The organism is Micromonospora sp. A202, from assembly GCF_006715105.1.
Classification (GTDB): Bacteria; Actinomycetota; Actinomycetes; order Mycobacteriales; family Micromonosporaceae; genus Micromonospora; species Micromonospora zamorensis.
In genome coordinates this window covers 2,974,492-2,998,293 of sequence record NZ_VFMP01000001.1, presented here as the reverse complement: position 1 = coordinate 2,998,293, position 23,802 = coordinate 2,974,492, and the positions used below count along the sequence as shown (strand labels likewise).

General features: G+C 70.7%; 20 protein-coding genes and 1 pseudogene. 8 read left to right on the top strand and 13 right to left on the bottom strand.

What is annotated here, in order from left to right; genetic code table 11:
• Positions 1-15: 15 nt before the first annotated feature.
• Positions 16-732 (bottom strand): isocitrate lyase/phosphoenolpyruvate mutase family protein, encoded by a 717-nt coding sequence (locus FBZ33_RS13920; protein WP_141909362.1) that lies wholly within the window; start codon positions 730-732, stop codon positions 16-18.
• 42 nt (positions 733-774) lie between these two features.
• On the bottom strand, positions 775-1,077 hold the full coding sequence (locus FBZ33_RS13915; RefSeq protein ID WP_141909361.1) for a GNAT family N-acetyltransferase: 303 nt from the start codon (positions 1,075-1,077) through the stop codon (positions 775-777).
• Between the two features lie 127 nt (positions 1,078-1,204).
• Here FBZ33_RS13915 and FBZ33_RS13910 point away from each other — a divergent pair, with 127 nt between their 5' ends.
• From FBZ33_RS13910 to FBZ33_RS13900, 3 genes are all read left to right on the top strand, one after another.
• Positions 1,205-1,900, top strand: a complete 696-nt coding sequence (locus FBZ33_RS13910; RefSeq protein WP_141909360.1) for a thioredoxin family protein — start codon at positions 1,205-1,207, stop codon at positions 1,898-1,900.
• 40 nt (positions 1,901-1,940) lie between these two features.
• On the top strand, positions 1,941-2,315 hold the full coding sequence (locus tag FBZ33_RS13905) for an MmcQ/YjbR family DNA-binding protein (protein WP_141909359.1): 375 nt from the start codon (positions 1,941-1,943) through the stop codon (positions 2,313-2,315).
• 155 nt (positions 2,316-2,470) lie between these two features.
• Positions 2,471-5,353, top strand: a complete 2,883-nt coding sequence (locus FBZ33_RS13900; protein WP_141909358.1) for a glycosyl hydrolase — start codon at positions 2,471-2,473, stop codon at positions 5,351-5,353.
• 89 nt (positions 5,354-5,442) lie between these two features.
• Here FBZ33_RS13900 and FBZ33_RS13895 read toward each other — a convergent pair.
• A pseudogene (locus FBZ33_RS13895) lies at positions 5,443-6,821 on the bottom strand (endo-1,4-beta-xylanase).
• 395 nt (positions 6,822-7,216) lie between these two features.
• Positions 7,217-8,968, bottom strand: coding sequence for a family 43 glycosylhydrolase (locus FBZ33_RS13890; protein WP_221629541.1), 1,752 nt, complete (start codon positions 8,966-8,968; stop codon positions 7,217-7,219).
• Between the two features lie 739 nt (positions 8,969-9,707).
• Between FBZ33_RS13890 and FBZ33_RS13885 the strand changes: the two genes are divergently transcribed.
• From FBZ33_RS13885 to FBZ33_RS13875, 3 genes are all read left to right on the top strand, one after another.
• Positions 9,708-12,035, top strand: coding sequence for a beta-L-arabinofuranosidase domain-containing protein (locus FBZ33_RS13885; protein ID WP_141909356.1), 2,328 nt, complete (start codon positions 9,708-9,710; stop codon positions 12,033-12,035).
• Positions 12,036-12,207: 172 nt separating this feature from the next.
• Positions 12,208-13,146, top strand: a complete 939-nt coding sequence (locus FBZ33_RS13880) for a superoxide dismutase (RefSeq protein WP_141909355.1) — start codon at positions 12,208-12,210, stop codon at positions 13,144-13,146.
• A 132-nt stretch (positions 13,147-13,278) separates the two neighbouring features.
• On the top strand, positions 13,279-14,139 hold the full coding sequence (locus FBZ33_RS13875; RefSeq protein ID WP_255508849.1) for an endonuclease/exonuclease/phosphatase family protein: 861 nt from the start codon (positions 13,279-13,281) through the stop codon (positions 14,137-14,139).
• Positions 14,140-14,169: 30 nt separating this feature from the next.
• On the opposite strand, the gene FBZ33_RS13870 is transcribed toward FBZ33_RS13875, so the two are convergent.
• Together FBZ33_RS13870 and FBZ33_RS13865 are read right to left on the bottom strand one after the other, a co-directional pair.
• Positions 14,170-15,054 carry an MHYT domain-containing protein gene (locus FBZ33_RS13870; protein ID WP_141909354.1) on the bottom strand — a complete coding sequence of 295 codons (885 nt, stop codon included), beginning with the start codon at positions 15,052-15,054 and terminating at the stop codon, positions 14,170-14,172.
• 164 nt (positions 15,055-15,218) lie between these two features.
• Positions 15,219-18,020 (bottom strand): RNA helicase, encoded by a 2,802-nt coding sequence (locus FBZ33_RS13865; RefSeq protein WP_141909353.1) that lies wholly within the window; start codon positions 18,018-18,020, stop codon positions 15,219-15,221.
• An 86-nt stretch (positions 18,021-18,106) separates the two neighbouring features.
• Here FBZ33_RS13865 and FBZ33_RS13860 point away from each other — a divergent pair, with 86 nt between their 5' ends.
• Entirely contained in the window at positions 18,107-18,871 is a 765-nt protein-coding gene (locus FBZ33_RS13860; RefSeq protein WP_088951735.1) for an HAD family hydrolase, read from the top strand.
• 17 nt (positions 18,872-18,888) lie between these two features.
• Here FBZ33_RS13860 and FBZ33_RS13855 read toward each other — a convergent pair whose 3' ends face one another.
• Positions 18,889-19,287 (bottom strand): PIN domain-containing protein, encoded by a 399-nt coding sequence (locus tag FBZ33_RS13855; RefSeq protein WP_141909352.1) that lies wholly within the window; start codon positions 19,285-19,287, stop codon positions 18,889-18,891.
• Positions 19,284-19,592 (bottom strand): hypothetical protein, encoded by a 309-nt coding sequence (locus tag FBZ33_RS13850; protein ID WP_088948128.1) that lies wholly within the window; start codon positions 19,590-19,592, stop codon positions 19,284-19,286. The genes FBZ33_RS13855 and FBZ33_RS13850 overlap by 4 nt, the downstream gene beginning before the upstream one ends.
• A gap of 143 nt (positions 19,593-19,735) precedes the next feature.
• On the opposite strand from FBZ33_RS13850, the gene FBZ33_RS13845 reads away from it, so the two are divergent.
• On the top strand, positions 19,736-20,653 hold the full coding sequence (locus FBZ33_RS13845) for a DMT family transporter (RefSeq protein WP_370453008.1): 918 nt from the start codon (positions 19,736-19,738) through the stop codon (positions 20,651-20,653).
• Here the strand turns inward: FBZ33_RS13845 and FBZ33_RS13840 are convergent.
• The 5 genes from FBZ33_RS13840 to FBZ33_RS13820 all read right to left on the bottom strand — a co-directional run bounded on the left by FBZ33_RS13840 (position 20,616) and on the right by FBZ33_RS13820 (position 23,801).
• Positions 20,616-21,539 (bottom strand): diacylglycerol kinase family protein, encoded by a 924-nt coding sequence (locus tag FBZ33_RS13840; RefSeq protein WP_141909351.1) that lies wholly within the window; start codon positions 21,537-21,539, stop codon positions 20,616-20,618. The genes FBZ33_RS13845 and FBZ33_RS13840 overlap by 38 nt on opposite strands.
• A 64-nt stretch (positions 21,540-21,603) precedes the next feature.
• Entirely contained in the window at positions 21,604-21,999 is a 396-nt protein-coding gene (locus FBZ33_RS13835; RefSeq protein ID WP_141909350.1) for a DUF3592 domain-containing protein, read from the bottom strand.
• Between the two features lie 115 nt (positions 22,000-22,114).
• Entirely contained in the window at positions 22,115-23,065 is a 951-nt protein-coding gene (tatC, locus tag FBZ33_RS13830; RefSeq protein WP_141909349.1) for a twin-arginine translocase subunit TatC, read from the bottom strand.
• 18 nt (positions 23,066-23,083) lie between these two features.
• The gene (tatA, locus tag FBZ33_RS13825) at positions 23,084-23,398 is read right to left on the bottom strand and encodes a Sec-independent protein translocase subunit TatA (protein ID WP_088948123.1); all 315 of its coding nucleotides are present in this window, start codon (positions 23,396-23,398) and stop codon (positions 23,084-23,086) included.
• A gap of 157 nt (positions 23,399-23,555) precedes the next feature.
• Positions 23,556-23,801, bottom strand: coding sequence for a hypothetical protein (locus tag FBZ33_RS13820; protein ID WP_088948122.1), 246 nt, complete (start codon positions 23,799-23,801; stop codon positions 23,556-23,558).
• Position 23,802 lies beyond the last annotated feature (1 nt).

The window sequence follows — 23,802 nt, the reverse complement described above, 5'->3', positions numbered from 1 at the left end:
GGACGGCGGGCGGGCTCAGGCGCGCAGTCGTGCCGCGAGGTCGCCGACCGCCCCGATGGCGTACCGCTGCATGGCCGGCCCGAAGGTGATGCGCGTCGCGCCCCAGCGCGCCAACTCGGCCACAGACTCGCTGTCCGCGCCGGCGACCATGTTGATCGGGCCGGTGATGCCCTCGCGCAGCACCGGCAGCAGCTCCGGCGGCGCCAGGATGGGGTACACGCAGTCGGCGCCGGCGGCCGTGTAGAGGCGGGCTCGTGCCACCGCGTCGGCCGGGTCACCCGCGCCGACGAGGAACGTGTCGACGCGCGCGTTGATGACGAGCGCGTCGCCAGCCTCCGCGCGGACCTCGGCCAGCCAGTCCGCGTGCCGCTGCGGATCCTTCAGCGTGGCGCCTCCCTCGGAGTCCTCCAGGTTGCAGCCGACGGCGCCCGTCTCCAGGAGCCGCCCGACCAGCTCGCCGGGGGTGAGGCCGTACCCGCCCTCGACATCGGCGGACACCGGGACGGAGACGGCCCGGACGATCCGCGCCACCGCGGCGAACATCTCGTCGGGCGGGGTCGCGCCGTCCTCGTAGCCGAGCGAGGCGGCGACCCCGGCGCTGGGGATGGCGAGCGCGGGATAGCCGGCCTCGGCGAAGGCCAGCGCGCTGGCCGCGTCCCAGGGACCGGGGAGGACGAGCGGGTCTCCGAGGGCGCGGCCGTGGTGCAGCGCCCGGAAGGTCTGAGCTGTCATCGTGCACGTCTCCCGACGGGATGAAGGGCGGAAGGGGGCGGTCTACTTGACCTTGCGGGTCGAGCGGACCACGATGCCCTCGTACTCCGGGTGCTTGACCAGCCAGTCGGCGAGGAACGGGCAGATCGGCACGACGGTCCGGCGCTTTGCGCGCGCGTCGTCCATCACGGCGCGAGCCAGCGTCGACCCGACGCCCCGGCCCTCGAACGCCGGGTCGACCTCGGTGTGGGTGTAGGCGATGATCGAGCCGGTCAGCTGATAGGTGACGAACCCGGCGACCAGGCCCGCCTCGTCGCGCGCCTCGAAGCGCTCCCGCTCCGGCGCGTCTGTCACGGTGAACTGCACCCGACCATCCAACCACCCGCGCCGGTGACGCCTCCCCGGAGGCCAGCAGGAGACACCCGCCGCGCATTGTCCGGGCCGGAACGGGAAACGCAGCGCCGCAGCCGGCACGTGGGAGGAGACACGCCACATGACGAACCCATCGACGGACGGCGGCTTCGCGGTCGTGGAGATGTTCACCTCACAGGGCTGCTCCAGTTGCCCTCCCGCCGAGGAGTTGCTGACCGAGATCGAGAGTGACGCCCGGGAACGGGGTCAACCTGTCTTCGGCCTCGGGTTCCACGTCGACTACTGGGACGATCTGGGCTGGCCCGACCAGTTCGCCGACGCTGCCTACACCGCGCGGCAGGAGGCGTACGCCCGGGCCTTCGGCTCCGGACGTCTGTACACGCCGCAGATGGTCGTCAACGGCACCGTCGAGTTCGTCGGGTCCGATCGTCGACGGGCGGCCGGTGCGATCGCGTCCGCCCTTGCCACGACCGCCGCCACCACCCTCACGCTGTCCGCACCGGACGTCGGCGGGCCGCGGGTGGTGCTGGACTACCAGGTCAATCAGCCACCGGAGGGTGCGGTGCTGAACGTGGCGATCGTGCAACGCGGCCTGGACAGCGAGATCGCCCGGGGGGAGAACGCCGGGCGGACGCTACGGCAGGACAACGTCGTACGGGCCTTCACGTCGGTGGGAGCGGACGCCGAGGGCGGACGGATGGAGCTGACGGTGCCGCCCGATCTCGATCCGCGCGGTGCCATGGTCGTCGGCTACGTGCAGGAGAGCGGCACCCGGGCCGTCATCGGGGCGACCGCGATCGGCCTGTCCACCGCGTAATCTCGGCACATGCGGACGGTACGCGGTGTGAGGGGTCCCGGTGGTTGACGCGGAGGACGTACGCCGGGTGGCGCTGGCCCTGCCGCACGTGGTGGAGATCGCCAGTGACGGCTTCGATTTCCGGGTGGCCGACAAGGGCTTCGTGTGGTCCTATCCGGAGCGGGTGCCGGGCCGGCCGCGGGTGATCCGACTCGACATCGCGGTGCTGTTCGTCGGGGACGAGGCGGAGAAGCAGGCTCTCCTGCTCGGCGAACCGGACGTCTTCTTCACCGCGCCCGGTTACGACGGCCTGCCCCTTGTGCTGCTGCGCCTGGCGGAGATCGACCTCGGACGCCTGGACGAGCTGGTGACGGACGCGTGGCGGATGCGCGCGCCGGAGACGCTGCTGAGCGAGCGTGAGGGCGCCGGCAAATAGCGACATCAGTACGCAACAGGATGGACACATTGACGGGGATCTAGGTCCTCCACTACCGTGGCCGTGAGAGCGCTCTCTCACCCGACCTTCCCCCCAATTCAGACGCAACGCGTCGGAGCCGGCAAGGGCCGCACCCGACGCGCGATGGAGGCACCATGAAACCTCCCGTCCCCCACCGCCGATGGGTCCTGGCCGCCACCACCGCGCTGGCCCTGGTCGTCGGCGGCCTCGCGATCCCCGTCACCCGCTCCGCCGAAGCCGCGCCCGTCGGCGCCGGCAGCTACACCACCACCCCCGTCGGTCCGCTGCCGAGCGGGTGCGGCGCGATGTCCAGCAACCCCCGGCAGTTCGCCACCGCCAACGCGCCCACCGGTCCGATACCCACAAACGACTGGTGGTCCTCCCTGCTGTGGAAGCGCACCGACTGCTCGTTCAGTGAGCCGCTGCACGCCCACCCGATCTCGTACGACACGTTCGGTGACGGGCTCGGCTTCTCCGGCAACTCCACGCCCGCCATCAGCGGCACCGCCACCGGCGTCGGGGAGTTCCACTACCCGTACGTGCAGGACATCCGGGTCGGCGTGGCCGGGCTCGCCGCTCCCCTGGTGAAGGTCGACGGCTGGACGGACTGGACGGTCAGCCCGCACTGGAGCGACGGCACGCGCACCATGCGCGCCACCATCGGCCACGGTCTGCCCTTCGCGTACTTCCAGACCACCGGCGGTAACGCGCAGATCAGCACCGCCGGCACCCCCGACGTCTGGTCCAACAGCGGCGCCACCATCGGTTTCCGGGTCAACGGCCACGACTACGTCGGGTTCGCCCCCAGCGGCGCCAGCTGGACCGTGGCGTCGGGCCGGATCTCGTCCACCCTGGCCGGTCGCGGCTACTTCTCCGTCGCCCTCCTGCCGCCGACGTCCAGCGCGACCGAGCGCGCCGCGCTGGCCGCCACCTACGGTCAGTACGCGCACGCCCACGTGACCGGCACCCAGGTCTCGTACGCCTACAACCCCGCGACCAGCGGCCTGACCACCACGTACGCGTTCACCACGACCGCCCGGGAGGGCACCGCCACGCAGACCGTGGTGAGCCTCTACCCGCACCAGTGGAAGTCGCTGAGCGGCTCCACCGCGATCACGCCGACCTACCCGTCGGCGCGCGGCCGGATGAAGGTGCTCACCGGCGTCAACCAGTTCCGCACCGCCATGAAGTTCCAGGGCATCCTGCCGGAGCTGCCGGCCGTCGGCGACGGCAGCGGCGGTGACCTGTCGACGCTCACCGGGCACCTGGCGGCCACCCGCGCCAACCCGATGGACCAGCGGGGCAACGACACCTACTGGACGGGCAAGGGCCTCGGCCGCGCCGCGCGGATCGCCGAGATCGCCGACCAGGTCAACGACACCACGACGCGCGACAGCGCGCTGAACGCGATCCGTAGCACGCTCACCGACTGGTTCACCGCGTCCAGCGGCAAGACCAGCAGGGTCTTCTACTACGACAACACCTGGGGCACCCTGATCGGCTACCCGGCGTCGTACGGGTCCGACCACGAGCTCAACGACCACCATTTCCACTACGGCTACTACATCGCCGCCGCGGCGACCCTGGCGAAGTTCGACCCGACCTGGGCGGCCACCAGCCGTTACGGCGGCATGGTCGACCTGCTGATCCGGGACGCCAACAACTACCGTCGCGACGACACCCGCTTCCCGTACCTGCGGGACTTCGACATCTACGCCGGCCACGACTGGGCGTCCGGGCACGGCTCGTTCGGCTCCGGCAACAACCAGGAGTCCTCGTCGGAGGGGATGAACTTCGCGAGCGCCCTGATCCAGTGGGGGCAGACGACCGGCGACACCGCCGTCCGCGACGCGGGTGTCTTCCTCTACACCACTCAGGCCGCGGCGATCCAGGAATACTGGTTCGACGTCAGCGACCAGAACTTCCCCGCCGCGTTCGGGCACTCGACGGTCGGCATGGTCTGGGGTGACGGCGGCGCGTACGCCACCTGGTTCAGCGCCGAGCCGGAGATGATCCAGGGCATCAACCTGCTGCCGGTCACCGGCGGTCACCTCTACCTGGGCAACAATCCGGCGTACGTGCGGACCAACTACGCCGAGCTCGTCCGCAACAACGGCGGACAACCGACGGTGTGGCAGGACATCCTCTGGCAGTTCCAGGCCCTCGGCGACCCCGACGCGGCGCTGGCGAACCTCCGCGCGAACCCGGGCTACACCCCGGAGGAGGGCGAGAGCCGGGCGCACACGTTCCACTGGATCCGCAACCTCGCGGCCCTGGGCAATGTCGACACGACGGTGACCGGCAACCATCCGCTGTCGGCGGTCTTCTCGCGCAACGGTGCCCGCACCTACGTGGCTTCGAACCCGACCGCCGCGCCGATCACGGTGACCTTCTCCAACGGCGCCACGCTCACCGTGGGGGCCGGCAAGACGGCCACCACCGGGGCGTACACCTGGAGCGGCGGCAACGCGGCCGGCGGCGTTCCCCCGACGACGCCGACGGACCCCCCGCCGACGGACCCCCCGCCGACGACCACCCCGCCGCCGGCCACGGGCGGTCCGACGCGGTACCTGCTGCCCGGAGGCGGGTTGGGCGCCGCCGGTGGCGCGGCCACGACGACTGTCGCGGCGGCCAACGGAAACCGCGACGGTACGCCCACCAACGCGCAGGTCTTCACGGCCACCGGCCTCAACCTCGCCTACGCCGGCGGGCAGACCACGTTCGACCTGTTCGTGGACGCCGGGACGGCCGTCGGCAACGGCGTGCAGGTGCGGATCTCCTACGACCTCACGGGCAACGGCAGTTGGGAGCGGGTGGAGACCCTGCGCTACTTCGCCACCGACCCGGTCCCCGGCTACGAGCACTACACCCAGAACGCCGGCCTGTCCTCGGCGACCGGCACGTTGGGCGCACTGAGCAACGGCACGGTCCGGGTGGAGGTCTGGTCGGCGATCGGCAACAACCCGAGCACCGTGGGCATCGGCAACCAGTCGGTGCTGCGGCTTCCGTACTCCTGATCGACCCGCACCGCGTGACCTGATGTCGGCCGGTGCGGAGGACCGTCGTGGTTCTCCGCACCGGCCAACGTCAGTCGGTCATCGTGTGCTCAGGAAGCGGTGCAGGTGGGCGTCAGGCCGGAGGCGCTGCCGTTGCCCTGGAAACCGAACTCGGTGACCTGGCCGGTACCCAGCCGACCGTTGTAGTCCACGTTGGTGAACCGGACCGTGCCGGTGGTGCCACTGGCCGTCGCACTCCAGGTGTTGGTGACACTCGCGCCACCGGGAAGCGCAACGCTGACGTTCCACCCGTTCGTCCCGGCGGAACCGGCGGTCACCTTCACGGTGGCGACGAACCCACCGGTCCACGAGTTGACCGACACCGACGCCGAGCAACCGTCCGGCGTCCCCGGCGGCGGGGTCGTGGGCGGCGGGTCGGTGGGCGGCGGGGTCGTCGGCGGCGGGTCCGTGGGGATGCCCGGGCCGGCGTTGAGGGCGTTCAGGACGGCCGTGTACGCGGCCTTCTTGTTGCCGTTGCAGTCGAACAGCAGGGCGTTGTCCGAACCCCGCCACGAGTCACAGTCACGTACGCCCCAAGGTGGTGATGCCGGTGCAACGCGAGACAGGCCAGGCAGGCTCGGGTGACCGCACCGTAGATGCTGGCCTGGTTGCCGCCGGTCATCACGTCCAGCTCGGTGATCTGCACGTCCACACCGAGGTCGGCGAAACGCTGCAGATTCGCCTGGTAGTCACCGGCCAACGACGTGCCCAGGTGCGACTGGAAACCCACACAATCGATCGGCACACCACGGGACTTGAAGTCCCGCACCATGTTGTAGATCCCCGTCGACTTCGCGTTGATCCCATCGGTGTTGTAGTCGTTGTAACACAACTTCGCACCCGGATCCGCCGCCCGCGCCGCCCGGAACGCCGCCTCGATCCAGTCGTTACCGGTGCGCTGCAGGTTCGAATCACGACGCCCACCACTACCACCGTCGGCGAACGCCTCGTTCACCACATCCCACGAGTGGATCTTGCCCCGGAAATGCGTCGCCACCTTGCGTCACATGATTGATCGCCGCGTTCCGCAACGCGCTACCCGACATCCCCTGCGCCCAGCCCGGCTGCTGCTGATACCACAACAGCGCATGACCCCGCACGCTCATGCCAGTTGGCCTGCGCAGTGACTGACCAACCGATCACCACCGCCGTAGTTGAACTGGCCCTGCTGCGGCTCGGTGGCGTCCCACTTCATCTCGTTCTCGGCCACGACACTGTTGAACTCACGGTTCAGGATGGTCGTGTACGCGCTGGTGGAGAGCTTGCCCGTCGCGACGGCCGCACCGAAATAGCGGCCCTTCTCCGCCGCCGCGGCCCGCAGGGTCGTGCCGGCGCTGGCCGCGGTGGTCATCGTCAGTGTCATTCCGGCTGCCAGGGCGCCGGCCACTGCGATGGTCACCGCCGCTCGCAGGGCTCGTTTGTGGTTCATGCGACTTCCTTCTCTGTGGTGGTTCAGCGATGGAGGTGCAGCGCCCGAATCTGCTCCCGGGAGTGTCGGAGAGACCGGCGGCGGCGATGTCAGTGCCGACGGCAGTGCCGATTGCGGATTCGTCCCAAGCACCGGCGGGACCGTGACGAGCGAGAGCCCGGTGGCCGTCACGGCGCCGTTGGTGGGAGCCCTGCCACGACGTCCGGCATGCCCTGGGCGGACGTCGTGTGCGGAGGCGCGACCGGCAGGCTCGCCCGGTGAGCCACAGGTGCGGCCGCCCTCACCCATCGACTGTGAGCGATAACATGCCGTTCGTCAAGCGTCGAGTGGGGCTCGCGCCGATCCCGCGCTGCGGCGGACTGCCGGAGCCGTACGGGCACGGCTCCGGCACCGCGTCACTGGAACGAGGCGTCGTCGACGAGGAGGCTGTCGGCGCCCGCCGCCGTCTCCACGTAGAACGTGGCCCCGGTCAGCGTGCCGCTCCACGAGACGGTCGCCGTGCCGGTGAGCTGGGTCCAGCCGTTGACGTTCACGTCCGCCGTCGGCGTCAGCTGAAGGTAGTTCGTCGTGCCGTTGGCGGTCAGCGCGATTGTCGCCTTCGCGGACGGTGTGCCGCTCTGCGCGCGTACCCAGACGCTCGTGGTGTAGCTCTTGCCGTTGGTGAGCTTCGAGGTCACGTCCTGGCTGGGGCCGTTCCACGCCGAGGTGCGCCCGGTGATCGACAGCGATCCGCTGCCGCCGTGCACGACCGAGGTGTTGGTGGAGAGCGTGCCGCTGCCGTTCACGCCCCAACCCGTCGTGCCGCTCTCGACGTTGCCGTTGGTCAGGACGTTCCCGCTGCCGCCGGTGCCACCGAACTGCCACCAGTTGAGGTTGAACAGGTTGCCGGTGCCGCCGGCGAAGCGCAGGTACAGGTCACGCGTGCCGGTCGCGCCGCTCACCGCGCAGGTGGTGGTGGCCCAGTTCTGCCAGCCGCCGGTGCCACCCACGGTGCAGGTGCCGACGACCGGGCCGCTGGCGCTGTCGAGCCGCACCTCGATCCGACCGCCGCTGGTCGCCGAGGCGACCCGGGCGGTGAACGAGGTCGCGCCGCCGCCGAAGGCGACCCCCTTGACCTTGACGTAGTCGCCGTTCTCGATCCAGCCGACGTTCATGCCGCCCTCGCTGGACGGTTCCGTCTCGATGCCGGAACCCCAGGCGATCGTCTCGGCCTCCTGCCGCCCGTACGGATTCAGCGTGCCCACCTGCGGCGCCCCGGCGGTGCTCATGGTGATCGTCGGGATGGTGCCGTTGGAGTTGTAGCTGAACTTCTCCACCGCCACCGAGCGCGTGTAACCGCCACCGCCGGGCAACGCCCCGTTGTGGTAGAAGAAGTACGAGCCGCCGTTGAAGTCGATGACACCGGCGTGGTTGGTGAAGCTGCCGCCCTGCCGAGGCATGATCGTCCCCCGGTACGTCCACGGTCCGGTCGGGCCCGGCGCAGTGGAGTAGGCGATGAACTCCGAGCAGCACTCGGCCGCGAACACGTTGTAGTACAACCCGTTGCGCTTGAAGACCCACGGCCCCTCCTCGTAGAGGGTGGGCCGACTCGCGTTGCCGGTCCGGGTGCCGAACCCCGCCGTGGTAAGCGTGATCCGGGTCGCGCTGCCGGAGTAGGAGATCATGTCCGAGTTCAGCTTCACGTACCACAGGCCCGGGTTGCCCCAGTACAGGTACGCCTGCCCGTCGTCGTCGATGAACACCGACGGGTCGATCTCGTTGTTGCCGACCAGAGGTCGGCCGATGGCGTCCCGGAACGGCCCGGTCGGGCTGTCCGCCACCCCCACTCCGATGACCATCTGCCCGTTCGAGCGCTGGCGCACCGGCACGTACCAGTAGAACTTCCCGTTGCGGGCGATGACCTGCCCGGCCCACGCGTTGGCGTCCGCCCAGGCAAAGGTCGACAGGCTCATCGGCGACCCGTGGTCGGTCCAGTTGACCATGTCGGCGGACGACCAGACGCGCCACTCACGCATGGTGAAGTAGGTGGAGCCGTCCTCGTCGTGTCCGGTGTAGAGGTACACCCGGCCGTTGTGCACCAGGGGTGCCGGGTCGGCGGTGTAGATGTGCTGGACGATGGGGTTGTCGGCCCTGGCCGTGCCGGGCACCAGTGCCAGCACGCAGACGATGCTCGCCAGCCAGGCGACGGCGCGTCGGGCGCGGCTGCCGGCGCCGGTTCTGGTGCGATCTTTCACCTTCACGATTTCTCCTACCGAATGCGCGGTGCGCGATGTCTGACTCGGCGGACTGCCGCCACCCGGCTGCCGATCGAGCGGGCGTTCGTTGTCGCCAGACCCAGCAGCACAAACGGGCATCCTGTTAGCGCTAACAGGTGATCGCCAATACCCCCTTTCACTGCCTCTGACCTGGGTTTTTGAACTGGCGTGAGACGACCGGCGCAACCTCACCGTAACGCTGACGTATCAGCGCTGACATCCACGTTTTACGATGCACCGTACTGAGGGGTGCGGCGGGCGTCAACGGAGGGCAGGTCATCATGATCCGCCACTTCCCGATTCGGCCCATTCCGCCATAACCTCTATTTCGGACCACATCGGAGCCCTCAGACCGTCGTCGAGGTGGGACACGACGCTGTCAGTCGTCCGAGGCGCGAGTCGGCACGACCGGATCGGACAGCAGGCGTCACGGGGGTTGCGGGCATGTTAACGACCAACTATGTTAGCGATCACATTGACGTGGAGCGATTACACCGGGCAGCACGTGGAAGTCCACAGCGGCAGCACCCCCCACCCGCGACGGCCGCCGCCGGCGCGCCCAGCCCCGCCCGCCGTTGCGGTCGTCCACCACCAGACCCGTCCCGCTGTCACAAGTCCCTTTGGAGGTTCCATGCCACCCCTCAGCCGCCGACACCTGCTCCAGGCCGCCGGAGCCACAGTGGTGCTCTCCGCGACCGGCACCACTGTCGCCGCCGGCAGCGCGGCTGCGGCCGTGGTGCCACCGGTCCGGCCGGACATCGGCGTCTCGGCGTACCCGTTCGACCTCGGCCAGGTGCGGCTGACCAGCGGCCGCTGGATGGACAACCAGACACGGACGCTCAACTACCTGCGGTTCGTCGACGTCGACCGCATGCTCTACAACTTCCGCGCCAACCACCGGCTGTCCACCAACGGTGCCGCCACCAACGGCGGCTGGGACGCGCCGAACTTCCCCTTCCGGACCCACATGCAGGGGCACTTCCTGACCGCCTGGGCGTACGCGTACGCGGTGCTGGGCGACACCACCTGCCGGGACAAGGCGAACTACATGGTGGCCGAGCTGGCCAAGTGCCAGGCGAACAACGGGGCTGCCGGTTTCGGCGCGGGTTACCTCTCCGGTTTCCCCGAGTCCGACTTCACCGCGCTGGAGGCGCGGACGTTGTCCAACGGCAACGTGCCCTACTACTGCATCCACAAGACCCTCGCCGGGCTGCTCGACGTCTGGCGCTACACCGGCAACACGCAGGCCCGTACGGTCTTGCTGTCCCTCGCGGGCTGGGTCGACACCCGCACGGCCCGGCTCAGCTCCAGCCAGATGCAGTCGATGCTGGGCACCGAGTTCGGCGGCATGAACGACGTGCTCACCGACATCTACCAGCAGACCGGCGACACCCGGTGGCTCACCGCCGCCCAGCGCTTCGACCACGCCGCCGTGTTCAACCCCCTGGCCTCCAACCAGGACCAGCTCTCCGGCCTGCACGCCAACACCCAGGTCCCCAAGTGGGTGGGCGCCGCCCGCGAGTTCAAGGCCACCGGGACCACCCGTTACCGGGACATCGCCAGCAACGCGTGGAACATCACCGTCGGCGCGCACTCCTACGTCATCGGCGGCAACAGCCAAGCCGAGCACTTCCGGGCGCCCAACGCGATCGCCGGGTACCTCAACAACGACACCTGCGAGCAGTGCAACACCTACAACATGCTCAAGCTGACCCGGGAGCTGTGGCTGCTCGACCCGAACCGGGCGGACTACTTCGACTTCTACGAGCGCGCGACGATCAACCACCTGATCGGCGGACAGAACCCGGCGGACAGCCACGGCCACATCACCTACTTCACCCCGTTGCGGCCGGGCGGTCGTCGAGGCGTGGGGCCGGCGTGGGGCGGCGGCACCTGGAGCACGGACTACAACTCGTTCTGGTGCTGCCAGGGCACCGGCCTGGAGATCAACACGAGGTTGATGGACTCCATCTACTTCCACAACGGCACGACGCTCACCGTGAACCTGTTCACGCCGTCGGTGCTGACCTGGTCGCAACGCGGCATCACGGTCACGCAGAGCACCAACTACCCGGTCAGTGACACCAGCACGCTGACCCTGTCCGGGTCGATGAGCGGCTCGTGGAGCATCCGGGTGCGGATCCCGTCCTGGACCAACGGCGCCACGATCGCCGTGAACGGCACGGTGCAGAACGTCGCCACCACACCGGGCAGCTACGCCAAGGTCACCCGCACCTGGGCCGCCGGCGACACCATCACCGTGCGCCTGCCGATGCAGGTCGTCGTGCGGGCCGCCAACGACAACGCCAACGTCGCCGCGGTCACGTACGGCCCGTCGGTGCTGGCCGGCAACTACGGCAACACCGCCCTGAGCACCCTGCCGGCACTCACCGTCTCGTCGATCTCCCGGACCAGCACCACGGCACTCGCCTTCACCGCGAACGCCAACGGGTCCACTGTCAACCTGGCCCCCTTCCAGGACGCCCACGGATACAACTACACCGTCTACTGGAGCACCAGCGGCGGCGGCAGCACCGGCGGCAGCAGCCGCCTGGTCAACGTCGGCACCGGGCTGGTCCTCGGCGTCCAGAACATGTCCACCGCCGACGGCGGGCTGGCGGTGCAGTGGGGCGACAGCGGCACCGCCGACCACAACTGGGTGATCGTGACCGACGGCAACGCGGTCCGGTTCCGCAACGTCAACAGCGGCAAGGTCCTCGGTGTGGAGAACATGTCCACGGCGGACAACGCCCGGGTCCTGCAATGGTCGGACAACGGCACCGCCGACCACCGGTGGATCCTGGTGGACAACGGCGACGGCACCTACAAGATCCGCAACGTCAACAGCAACAAGCTGCTCGGGATCCTGAACGGGTCGACCGCCTGGGGCGCGCAGGCCGTACAGGACTCGGACAACGGCAGCGCGGACAACCGGTGGCGGCTCGTCCGCAACCCCTGAGATCCGCAGTTCGACGCGTCACCGGCGCGGCTCCTGAGGGCCGCCCCGGTGACGTCGGGCGTCGCACGCCGGGCGGGCGGACGGCAGCGGTCGTACAGTGGATCGGGTCCTGGCCCCAGTGATCGTGGCGGATGGGTCGGCTCGTGCCGCCTCGCCGCCCGGAAGGAGCACAGTGAACCGACCCCTCAGGGCCGCCCTCGGCGGCGCCCTGACCGCCGCCCTCCTGACCTCGGTCGCCGTCGCGCCCGCGCAGGCGCACCCCGGAGTCCGGCCACCCACCGTCCTCGCCCTACCCGACGGGTTCCAGCCCGAAGGCATCGCCACCGCAGGCCGGTACGCCTACCTCGGCTCCCGCGCGACGGGCGCCATCCAGCGCGTCGACCTGATCACCGGCCGGGGCACGACGATCGGCGCGCCCACCGGCACACCGTCGCTCGGCCTCAAGGTCGACGCACGCGGCCGGCTGTTCGTCTCCGGCGGCACGGCCGGCGACGCCCGCGTGCTCGACACCCGCACCGGCGAGGTGCTGGCCCGCTACCAGTTCGCCACCGCCCCGACGTTCGTCAACGACGTCGTCCTGACCCGCCACGCCGCATACTTCACCGACTCCAACCGCCCGGTGCTCTACCGGCTGCCGCTCGGCCGCGGTGGCGCACTGCCGCCCGCCGACGGCTTCACCACCATCGCGCTGACCGGCTCGTACGAGCAGGTCGGCACCGGCGTCAACCTCAACGGCATCACCACCACACCGGACGGCAAGGCGTTGATCGTCGTCCAGTCGACCACCGGCACGCTGTTCCGGGTCGACCCGGCGACCGGCGTGAGCACCGTCGTGGACGTGCCCGGCCACACCTTCACCAACGGCGACGGGCTGCTGCTGCTCGGCCGCACCCTCTACGTCGTGCAGAACCGCCTCAACCAGATCGCGGTGGTCACGCTCAACCACGCCGGCACCGCCGGAACGCTCACCACCACCATCACCGACGGAAACTTCGACGTCCCCACGACCGTCGCCAAGGCGCTCGGCCGGCTCTACCTGCCCAACGCCCGCTTCACCACCCCACCGACCCCGACCACGCCGTACACGGTCGTCGCGGTCCGCGCGCGCTGACCAGCCCGATGGGGGTACGCGCACCGCGCGTGCCCCCATCGGCCACCCGCGCGGGGTGAGGCCGGCGGCGGGCCGCGAGTACGATCACGGGCACCGCGGCGACGACCGTCGCCTCCCCCACCCGGAGTGCGCGTGGCCAATCGTCTGCACCGGTTCCCGCGCCGAGCCCTGGCCGTGGGCCTCCTGATCGTCGCCGCCGGGCTGCCGGCCGGGCCGACGGTGGCCGGTTCCACGGACACCAGCAGACCCACGGTCCTGCGGATGCTCCAGCTGAACCTCTGCAACAGTGGCCGCGCCGGCTGCTACACCGGCCGGTCCATCGCCGTCGCCTCCGACGTGATCAGGGCCGAGGCCCCCGACCTGGTCACCCTGAACGAGATCTGCGACGACGACGTGCCCGCCCTGCGGCGCGTGTTCGAGACCGTCCACCCGGGTCGCAGCGTCGTGGCCGCGTTCCAGGCCGCCGGCGACCGGCCCAGCGGCGCCGACACAAGGTGTCGCAACGGTCAGCCGTACGGCATCGGGCTGCTGGCCCACGTCCGGACGCCGGACACCCCGCGCGTCGTGTACAGCGGCATCCACCCGACGCAGGACCTCGCGGACCCGGAGGAACGGGCCTGGCTCTGCGTCGACGTCGACGGCGGCCTGCTCGCCTGCACCACGCACCTGGCCAACACCGGTTACCGCGTCGCGCTCGCCCAGTGCGGCCACCTGCTCGACACGATCCTGCCGACGATCCGTGGAGGCACCGGATCCGGGCCCGCCGTGCTCGCTGGTGACCTCAATGTGCGGGCCGACGACCCCGACGTGCGCTCCTGTGCGCCGCCGGGCCACTCCCGGGTCGACGACGGCGCACTACAACACATCGTGGCGACAACCGGCATCACCCTCTGTTGCCGCAGGTCGGTGACCATGAGCGGGGCCACCGACCACCCCGGGCTGCTGGCCACCGTCGTCATCGACGGCAGCCGGCCCGGGCGCCCGCCGACCTGAGCCTCCGGCGGCCTGTCCGCCCGCGGCGGGTCAGCGGGGCGGGGTGTCCCGACGGGACGGAAACGGGGTGCCGGGCTGGCCGAGGGTGGAGCGGGCGCGCAGACCGACCGGGTCCGGGGCGGCAACGGGCGTCGCCGCGGCCGGTTCCGCGACCCGACGCCCGTCCAGGTACGCCGCAGCGGCCCGGTCGTCGTCGGTCGGGGCGGCGAGCAGGGCGTAGAGCAGACCGACCACCCCGAAGATCACCGCCAGCATGATCGGCACCAGCAGGGTGCTCACCCCGGTGCCGGTCACCTCGCCCGCCCGTTCGTGGCGGTGCACCGACAGGGCGCTCATCCCGGTGAAGTGCATCCCGTTCACGGCGACACCCATGACCAGCGCGGAGGCGAAGATCGCAAACCCGCGGCGGACGGTCATCGCGAGCCACAGCGCGACGGTGGACGCCACGACGGCGATGACCACGGAGAGCACGACCCGGACGGTGTCATAATCGAGACTGCCGTTGAGCCGCATCGCCGCCATGCCCGTGTAGTGCATGGACGCCACACCGGCACCGGTGAAGATGCCGCCGGCGATCAGTCGTACCGCGTTCAACCGGCCGGTGCCCACGATGGCCAGGCCGATCCCGACCGCCACCACCGCGATCGCCGTACTGGCCACTGTCAGCGGCACGTCGTAGCGGATCCGGGTGTTCTCGACGGCGAACCCGAGCATGGCCATGAAGTGCATCGCCCAGATGGCGGTGCCGCCCAGCGCCCAGGCCGACAGCAGACCCCACCAGGCCCGCTGGCCGTTCGTCTGCGCCCTGCGAATTCGCCCGGCGCAGACCAGACCGAGGATCGAGCCGAGCACGGACAGCGCGTAGCTCAGCGCGGGCGTGATCCACCCGTACTCAAAGTGATTGATCTCCGCCACGGCGGTTTCTCCCCATTTGTTAGCGGCGCGTCAACAAGGCGCTCCGGCAATGATCAGGGGTGCCGTGATCAGGCGCAACAGCGCCCCCCGGGCTATCCGGGGGGTGCTGTCGCGGTGACCGTCCGATGCGTCGATTCGTCACCGATGGTGATCGAATGTGGTGATCAGGCCGAGGTGTGGTACGCCAGGACACCCCGGTTGATCGCCGCGATCGCCTGCCGTGCCGTGGAACGCAGCTCCGGGGAGGCGCCGCCGGAATCGGCGAGCTGACCGAGGAGGTCGACCACCTGTCGCGCCCACCGGACGAAGTCACCGGCGGGCATCTCACCGTCGATCTCGTGACCGCTGCCGAGCACCTTGGCCAGCACCTCGCCCCTGGCCCACCGGTAGACCGGCCAGGCGAAGCCGAGATCCGGCTCCCGGGTCGCGTTCAGCCCGCGCGCCGCCTCGTCGGCCTCGATCTCCCCCCACAGCTTCAACGTCTCGTCGACCGCGTCGGCCACCGGCCCGCGAGGCAGCGACGCCCGCTCGTCGACGTCGCGGCGCGCCTCGAAGACCACCACGGACACCGCGGCGGCCAACTCGGCCGGGGACAGCCCGTTCCACACTCCCCGGCGCAGGCACTCGGCGACCAGCAGGTCCGCCTCGGTCCAGATCCGGCCGAGCATCCGCCCCGCGTCGGTGACTGCGCCGTCGCGAGCGAGGTAGCCACGGTCGGTCAACAGCGCGACGATCCGGTCGAAGGTGCGGGCGAGGGACCCGGTACGCCCGGAGACGCGCTCGCGCAGCTCCTCGGTGTCGCGCTCCAGCCGCCGACGCCGCTCCGCCCACCGGGCGTGGTCCTCCCGCTCCGGGCAGGCGTGGCAGGGGTGGTTACGCAGCTCGGTGCGGAGCTGGGTGATCTGGTGGTCCTCCCCGGACACCTGTCGGGAACGGCCACCCCGTCGGCCGCCGTGCCGGTCCAGACCGGTGCCGCTGACCTCGGCGGCGAGATCCCGCCGGGCACCCGGTAAACGGTGGTTGAAGTGCTTGGGCACCCGGATCCGGGCCAGCACCTCGGCGGGGGTGGTGAAGTCGCCGGGGCTGACCCGTCCGGCCCAGCGGTCCTGGGTGAGCACCAGCGGCCGGGGCTCACCGAACCCACCGGTCGCCGGGTCCAGCACGACGGCCAGCCCGGCCCGACGGCCCGACGGCACCCGGATCACGTCGCCGACGCGCAGCCGCTCCAGCGACGCCACCGCGGCGGCCTTGCGCTGGGTCTGCCCCTGCCGGGCGATGGCCTTCTCCCGGTCGGCGATCGCCACCCGCAGCGCGAAGTACTCGTCGAAGTCGCCGTGGTGGCAGGCGGCCTCCGCGCCGTACGCCTCGATCGTCTCTGTGTTGCGCTGCACCTGCCGGGCCAGACCCACCACCGACCGGTCCGCCTGGAACTGGGCGAACGAGGACTCCAGCAGCGCCCGGGCCGGCTCCGTGCCGACAGTGCCCACCAGGTTCACCGCCATGTTGTACGAGGGCCGGAAGCTGGAGCGCAGCGGGTAGGTGCGGGTGGACGCGAGCCCGGCCACCTGCCGTGGGTCGGTCTCCGGGGACCACACCACGACGGCGTGCCCCTCCACGTCGATGCCCCGGCGACCGGCGCGCCCGGTGAGCTGCGTGTATTCCCCCGGGGTCAGGTCGACGTGCGCCTCGCCGTTGTACTTGACCAGCCGTTCCAGGACCACGCAGCGGGCCGGCATGTTGATGCCCAGGGCCAGGGTCTCGGTGGCGAAGACCGCCTTGACCAGGCCGCGGACGAACAACTCCTCGACGATCTCCTTGAACACCGGCAGCATGCCGGCGTGGTGGGCGGCGAGGCCGCGCTCCAGGCCGTCGAGCCACTCCCAGTAGCCCAGCACCGTCAGGTCCTCGCCGGGGATGGCGGTGACCCGGGACTCGACCACCTGGCGGATCTCGGCCCGCTCGTCCGCCGAGGTCAGCCGCAGCCCGGCGGCGAGGCACTGCTGCACCGCGGCGGCGCAGCCGGCACGACTGAAGATGAACAGGATCGCCGGCAGCAGACCCTCCCGGTCCAGTCGGTCGACGATGTCCGGGCGCATCGGGCCACGCCAGCGCGGGCCGCGCCGACCCGCGCCGGGCCCCGCGCTGCGCCCCTCGCCCAGATCCAGCCGCCGCACGGTCTCGCGGGTGTAGCGCAGCAACTCCGGGTGCACGTCGTGTTTGCGGGCGGCGTCGGCGTCGTGGAACAGGTCGAACATCCGCTTGCCGACCAGCATGTGCTGCCACAACGGCACCGGCCGGTGTTCGCTGACCACCACCGCGGTCTCGCCGCGCACGGTGACCAGCCAGTCGGCGAACTCCTCGGCGTTGGAGACCGTCGCCGACAACGAGACCAGGGTGACAGACTCGGGAAGGTGGATGATCACCTCTTCCCACACCCCGCCACGGAACCGGTCGGCCAGGTAGTGCACCTCGTCCATCACCACGTACGCCAGCCCCTGCAGCGTGCTGGAGCCCGCGTAGAGCATGTTGCGCAGCACCTCGGTGGTCATCACCACCACTGGGGCGTCGCCGTTGATCGCGTTGTCGCCGGTCAGCAGACCGACCTGCTCGGCGCCGTACCGGGCGACCAGGTCGTGGTACTTCTGGTTGGACAGCGCCTTGATCGGCGTGGTGTAGAAGCACTTGCGCCGGGGCGGCGGGGTCGCCGTGTCGTCGGCGGTCACGGGGTCGTCGGGCCGCCCACGCAACGCCAGGTGGACGGCGAACTCGCCGACCACCGTCTTGCCGGCGCCGGTGGGTGCGCAGACCAGCACACCACTGCCCCGCTCCAGCGACTGACACGCCTCCCGCTGAAAGTCGTCGAGGTCGAACCCCAGGTCAAGGGCGAACTCGTCCAGCGCGGGAAACTGTGAGGCCTGCGCCGCCCGGCGGCGCGCCGCTGCGTAACGCTCGGCGGGACTCGACATGACACCAAGATTAGTGCGTGCCGGGACACGACACCCCACAAGGCCGTCCGGAGGTGCCATCGGGGGCGGTCGGTAGGGTGCACGGCGTGCCGGACCATGCCGAACCGACCCAGACTCCTTCGCCGGGCAACGAGGCCGCCGCCCCCCGGGCGTCCCGACGGCCCGTGAAGGCGGTGCTCTTCGACTTCCACGGCACCCTGGCCCAGGTGGAGGAGCCCCGGCAGTGGGTGCTGGAGGCCGCGGCGGCGTGCGGGGTCACCCTGGACCGGGTCCGGGCCACCTCACTGGCCGACCGGCTCCTCACCGCCGGGCGTGCCGGAGGGCCCCTGCCGGCACGGGTGCCACCACGGTTGGCCGAGCTGTGGGCCGATCGGGACCTCTACCAACACGCCCACCGGGGCGCGTACACCGGGCTGGCCGAGACGGTCGACGCGGGCATCGAGGGTTTCGCCGACGCGCTCTACGAGCGGCTGCTGACCGCCGAGGGCTGGCTGCCGTACGCGGACACCGCGCCCACGCTGACCGCGTTGCGCGACGCCGGGGTGCCGGTCGCCGTGGTCAGCAACATCGGCTTCGACCTGCGGCCGCACTTCGACACGTGGGGTTTGACCGACCTGGTCGGCGCATTCGTGCTCTCCTACGAGGTGGGGCGCTGCAAGCCCGACCCGGCGATCTTCTGGCGCGCCTGCGGGATGCTCGGTGTCGACCCGGAACAGACGCTGATGGTCGGTGACACACCAGCCGACGCGGGCGCGGTGACCGCCGGCTGCGCGGCGCTGGTGCTCCCGGCCGCCGAACCCGGTCGGGAGAACGGGCTGGGCGCCGTCCTCGATCTCGCCCTTCCAGCCTGACCTGCGGTTTCGTGCCGTCAGCGGGGAATGTGGATCACTGGTAGCTCGCCGTCGCCGTACCGGTCCTCAGCGGTCAGGATCGAGGCGTCGTGTTCGAGGACGGCCAGCGCTGTGGTGGCCAGATCGGCACGGCCCGTCACCGTGCGCCAGAAGCTGAGTTCGTGCCAGGAGTGCCCCTCCGTGGAGAGCACCTCACAGGCGTCCAGGGTCAGCAGGCGGTGCAGGGTCGCTCGTTCCTTCGGGTCGGTGACGATCGCCAGGGCCTCCGCCGCGGTCACGGCGGTGACGCCGAACCTGTTGCGGTCCTGGATGACCTCGTGCAGCGGCTCCCCGACATGCACCGACCCCGCCAGGTACGCCAGCAGTGCCGACCGGTCCAGCACGAGCCGGACCGGGCGGTCGTCCTCGGGGCTCACGCGGCCGGTTGTTCGGGCGTTCCGGCGGCGGCGTCCAGCGCGTGCTGGCGGACCCGCTCGCGAAGGGCGCTGCGGCGCTCCGGGGACCAGTCGGCCTCCACGGCGGCCCGGCGGGCGCGCGCCTCGGCCACGCCCTGCTCGGTGATCGGGATGCCCTGGTGGGCCAGCTCCGCGTCCAGGGCGTCCAGCCGCATCCGGTCACGGACGGCCTGGGTGATGTACGCGCTCGCGTTGGTTTCGCGCTCCAGACGCTCGGCCACGTCGGGTGGCACGGAGATGGACAGTTTCCGCATCGCGCTGGTCATACCAGGGACCGTACGCCGGTAGCACCACATTGGCGACTGCTTACGGCCGTGCCGGCCCAGCTTCGGCACGAGTCGAGTGACGGGCTCGCCCTTGTCGGCCGGTGGACCCGCCGAAGGTTGGCCGTAAGGGGCCGCCTACCGTCGTGCCCGTGACCGAGATCCTGCTGCCCACGCCACCACCGGCCGACGCACCACCGGCCCGGCGCGGTGGCGTCGCCGCCGTGGGCCTGGTGCTCGGCGGGGCCCTCTCGGTGCAGTTCGGCTCCGCCGTGGCCGCGCTGCTCTTCCCGCGCACCGGGGTGGCCGGCGCCGTGACCCTGCGGTTGACGATCTCAGCGGTGCTGCTGCTCATCGTGTGCCGGCCCCGGCTGCGCGGCCACGACCGTTCGGCCTGGCTCGCGGCGGGCGCGTTCGGGTTGGCGCTGGCCGGCATGAACTCGCTCTTCTACCAGGCCATCGAACGCATCCCACTGGGTCCGGCGGTGACGCTGGAGGTGCTCGGCCCGTTGGCGCTGTCGGTGTTCAGCGCCCGACGACTGGCAAGCTGGGGCTGGGCGGGACTCGCCCTGGCCGGGGTGGCGCTGCTCGGCCAGGGCGGCTTCGACCGACTGGACCCGGTCGGCGTGGCCTTCGCGTTCGGCGCCGGCGCCATGTGGGCCTCGTACATCGTGCTGAGCGCGCGCGTCGGCAGCCGGTTCCCGGGCGCGGACGGGCTGGCCCTGGCACTGACCCTCGCCGCGCTGGTCACCCTGCCGCTGGGCATCGTCGACGGCGGCGCGGTGCTGCTCGACCCGCCGGTGCTGGCGCTGGGCACCGCCCTCGCGGTGCTCGCCTCCGGCCTGCCCTACACGCTGGAGCTGCTGGCGCTGCGGCGGATGCCCACCGCCACCTTCGCCGTGCTGATGAGCCTCGGGCCGGCCATCGCCACGCTCGCCGGGTGGTTGGTGCTGCGACAGGCCCTGACCCTGCTGGAGTGTGCCGCCATCGTGCTGGTCATCGCGGCCAGCATCGGGGCGGTACGGGTCAACGCAACAGCCGCAGGGCGCCCGGAACGGCGCTGACCGTCACCGGCAGGCCCAACGAGCGTTCCCCGTCGGCGTACGTGGTGATGCCCTCGGCGGTCAACTCCACAGTGCGGGCGCGGAAGCTGCGCACGAGCGGGTGGCTGACGTGGGTGCCCTGGTAGATGCGCGGCTTCACCCGGATCAGGGTCCGCCGGTTGACCCGGCCCGCCACCACCACGTCGAGCAGCCCGTCGGTCGGGTCGGCGTCGGGGCAGATCCGCATCCCGCCGCCGTACGTCGGGCAGTTGCCCACCGCCACCAGCACCGCGTCCAACTCGTGCGGCACCCCGTCGAGGCGCAGCGTGTAGCGGCGGGGGCGCAGCCGGGCCAGCTCGACCAGGATCGCCAGGTCGTAACGGCGGGGGCCCCGCGGCCAGCGCATCCGGTTGGCCCGCTCGTTGACGATCGCGTCGAACCCGGCCGCGAGGACGGCCCCGTACCAGCGCACGGTGCCGTCGCCGCCGGTCATCCGGGCCAGGTCGACGGCGCTGGTCCGGCCGGCGCGCAGGGCGTCGGCGATCACCGTCACCGCTGCGAGGGGGTCGGCCGGAAAACCCGTGTCCAGGGCGAAGTCGTTGCCGGTGCCGGCCGGGACCGGGCCGAACGGCACATCCGTGGCGGCGACCGCCTGCAACGCCCGGTGCACGGTTCCGTCCCCGCCGATCGCAACCAGCGCGCCCGCGCCGTCGGCGACCGCAGCACGGCACGCCGCCTCCGCCTCGGCCGGACCGGTCGCCGTCAGCAGCCGGATCGGTCGCCCGGCGGCAGCCAGACCGTCCAGCAGCCGTGGCAGCAGAGCGCTGTAACGGCCTCGCCCAGCGGTCGAGTTGGCGAGCACGGCGACGGGGCCGTTCAGGTGATCTTCTGCGGTCACGGGCAGCACCGTAGCGGTCGGACGACGGCCGGCCAAGCCGCATTTCAGACGGCCCTGGACGGCGGAACGGTATTCAGACCTGCCGTAAATCGAGCACGCCGAGGACAGCGAATAACGCGCCCACTGCCAGCGGCAGACCGACCTTCACCAGGTGATGCCTGAACGAGGCCAGTCTCGGGTCGTTCGGCCGCCCCGGCGGGTAGATCACCGGAACCTCCTCCCCGACGCTGTGGACAAGTCCGCTGGTTCGTATGGCGACCGTGAACTGGCGCTTTCTGCCGTTCTCGTCGACGAAGGCGATCACCGGTGCGTAGAGCGGGCCGTCGTCGTCGGTCCTCTCGTGGCCTATCACTGTGCCGACAGATGCCACGCCGGTTCGGCGCAGCTTCCGGATCCTCCATGCCTGCACCACGCCGACACACGCACCGGACACACCTATGAGAATGGTAATGATGGCACCGGAGTTCATGGATGCATGATGCCCTTCGCCGCAACGGTCGCGCGACCCGGGCGTCTGCCCACAGGACAGACAACGCCGTCCCCGCCAGGCGGGGACGGCGTTGGTGGACCAGCACGCCGAGGCGTCAGGTCATGTCGTCGTAGCGACGCTCGATCGGTGCCGGCCTGGCGACCGGCTCGGGTACACCGATCGGCGCTGTCGAGTCGACCCGCTGCCCGGCCACGACCGGGTCCTTGTCGAACTCCAACGGCGACACCTCGTCGTCGTCGATGCCGGCGTAGATCTCCTTGCCCCGACCACGCCGCTTGTCGTTGAGGAAAGCGATGCCCACCGCGCCGAAGTAGAGCGCGGAGAGGCATATCGCCAGGGCGGTCATCCCGAACGGGTCCGGGGTGGGGGTGACCACGGCGGAGAACGCGAAGAACACGAAGATCGCCACCCGCCACCAGCTGAGCAACCGCTTCGCGCTGGCGATGCCCACGAAGTTGAGCATCAGCACGACGAGCGGGAACTCGAACGCCACACCGAACAACAGGATCAGGTTGGTGACGAAGGAGATGTACTTGGTGATCTCCAGTGTCGTGCTGATCTCGCTGTCCGAGATGCTGAGCAGGAACTCCAGGCCCTTGGCCGTGACGAAGTACGCCAGCACCGCGCCGGCCGCGAACAGCGGCGCCGCAAGGGCGGTGAAGAAGTACGCGTAGCGACGCTCGTGCCGGTGCAGGCCGGGCGCGATGAACGCCCAGAGCTGGTAGAGCCAGATCGGCGCGGCCACGATCAACCCGACCCAGAGCGCGACCTTCAGGTTGAGCAGGAACAGGTCGGCCGGGCCGAGCTGCACGAACTCACACTTGCCATCGACATACCTGGCCTGGGGCAGGTCGCAGTAGGGCTGCTGGAGCAGGTGCAGCACCGGCTTCGCCAGCCAGAAACCGAAACCGAAACCGATCAGGATCGCCAGAGACGCGCGGAACAGACGATTACGCAGTTCGCGGACGTGCTCGATGAGCGTCATCGAGCCGTCGGCGGCCCGCTCGAACGCCTTTGGGGCGCGTTTACGCAGTGCGAAGGCCACGGTGGTGGGGCCCTTCGGTCAGTTGTCGCGGACGCGGTGCACCGGGTCGACGACCGGCTGCTGCGTCGGCGCCTGCTGGTAGGGCGCCTGCTGCGGCTGCCCGGTGTATGGCGCCTGCTGCCCGGCGTGCGGCGGCAGCGGCTGGTAGCCGGACTGCGCGTCGGCCTTCTCGGCGAGGTCGCGGTCGTCGTCCTGCAGGCTCTTGGTCTCGGCCTTGATGATCCGCAGCGACCGACCCAGCGAACGGGCAGCGTCAGGGAGCCGCTTCGCACCGAAGAGCAGGATCAGCACAACCACGAGAACAGCGATGTGCCACGGCTTGAGGGCACCCATGAGAAGCTCCAGTCGGTCTGTGTCCGAGGGGTGGTACGCAGCCCATCGTACGTGCGGATCGGCCGCCCGCCACCCGCCGGGTGGTGATGGTCTGGCCCGGAGGGTGAAGTCTTGACCAACCCGGGATGATCCGTCAACAACCCGAACGACCGGTTGGTCAGCCGCGCTTCGCCTTGATCAGCGCGAGCCGCTGAGACGTGGTGTCGAGTTGGCGTTGCACACCCTCGGCGCGCTGCTGCAACGACTCGGCCGTCTCCCGTAGCGCCTCGGCCTCGGCGGCCCGCCGCTGCAACGCTACGGCGGCGCGCCGCAGCCCAGGCAGCCGGGTCAGCACCGGGCGCACGGCCAACGCGAGCGCCACGAGGGGAAGCAGCACCACCGCGAGCACGATCCAGATCAGCACG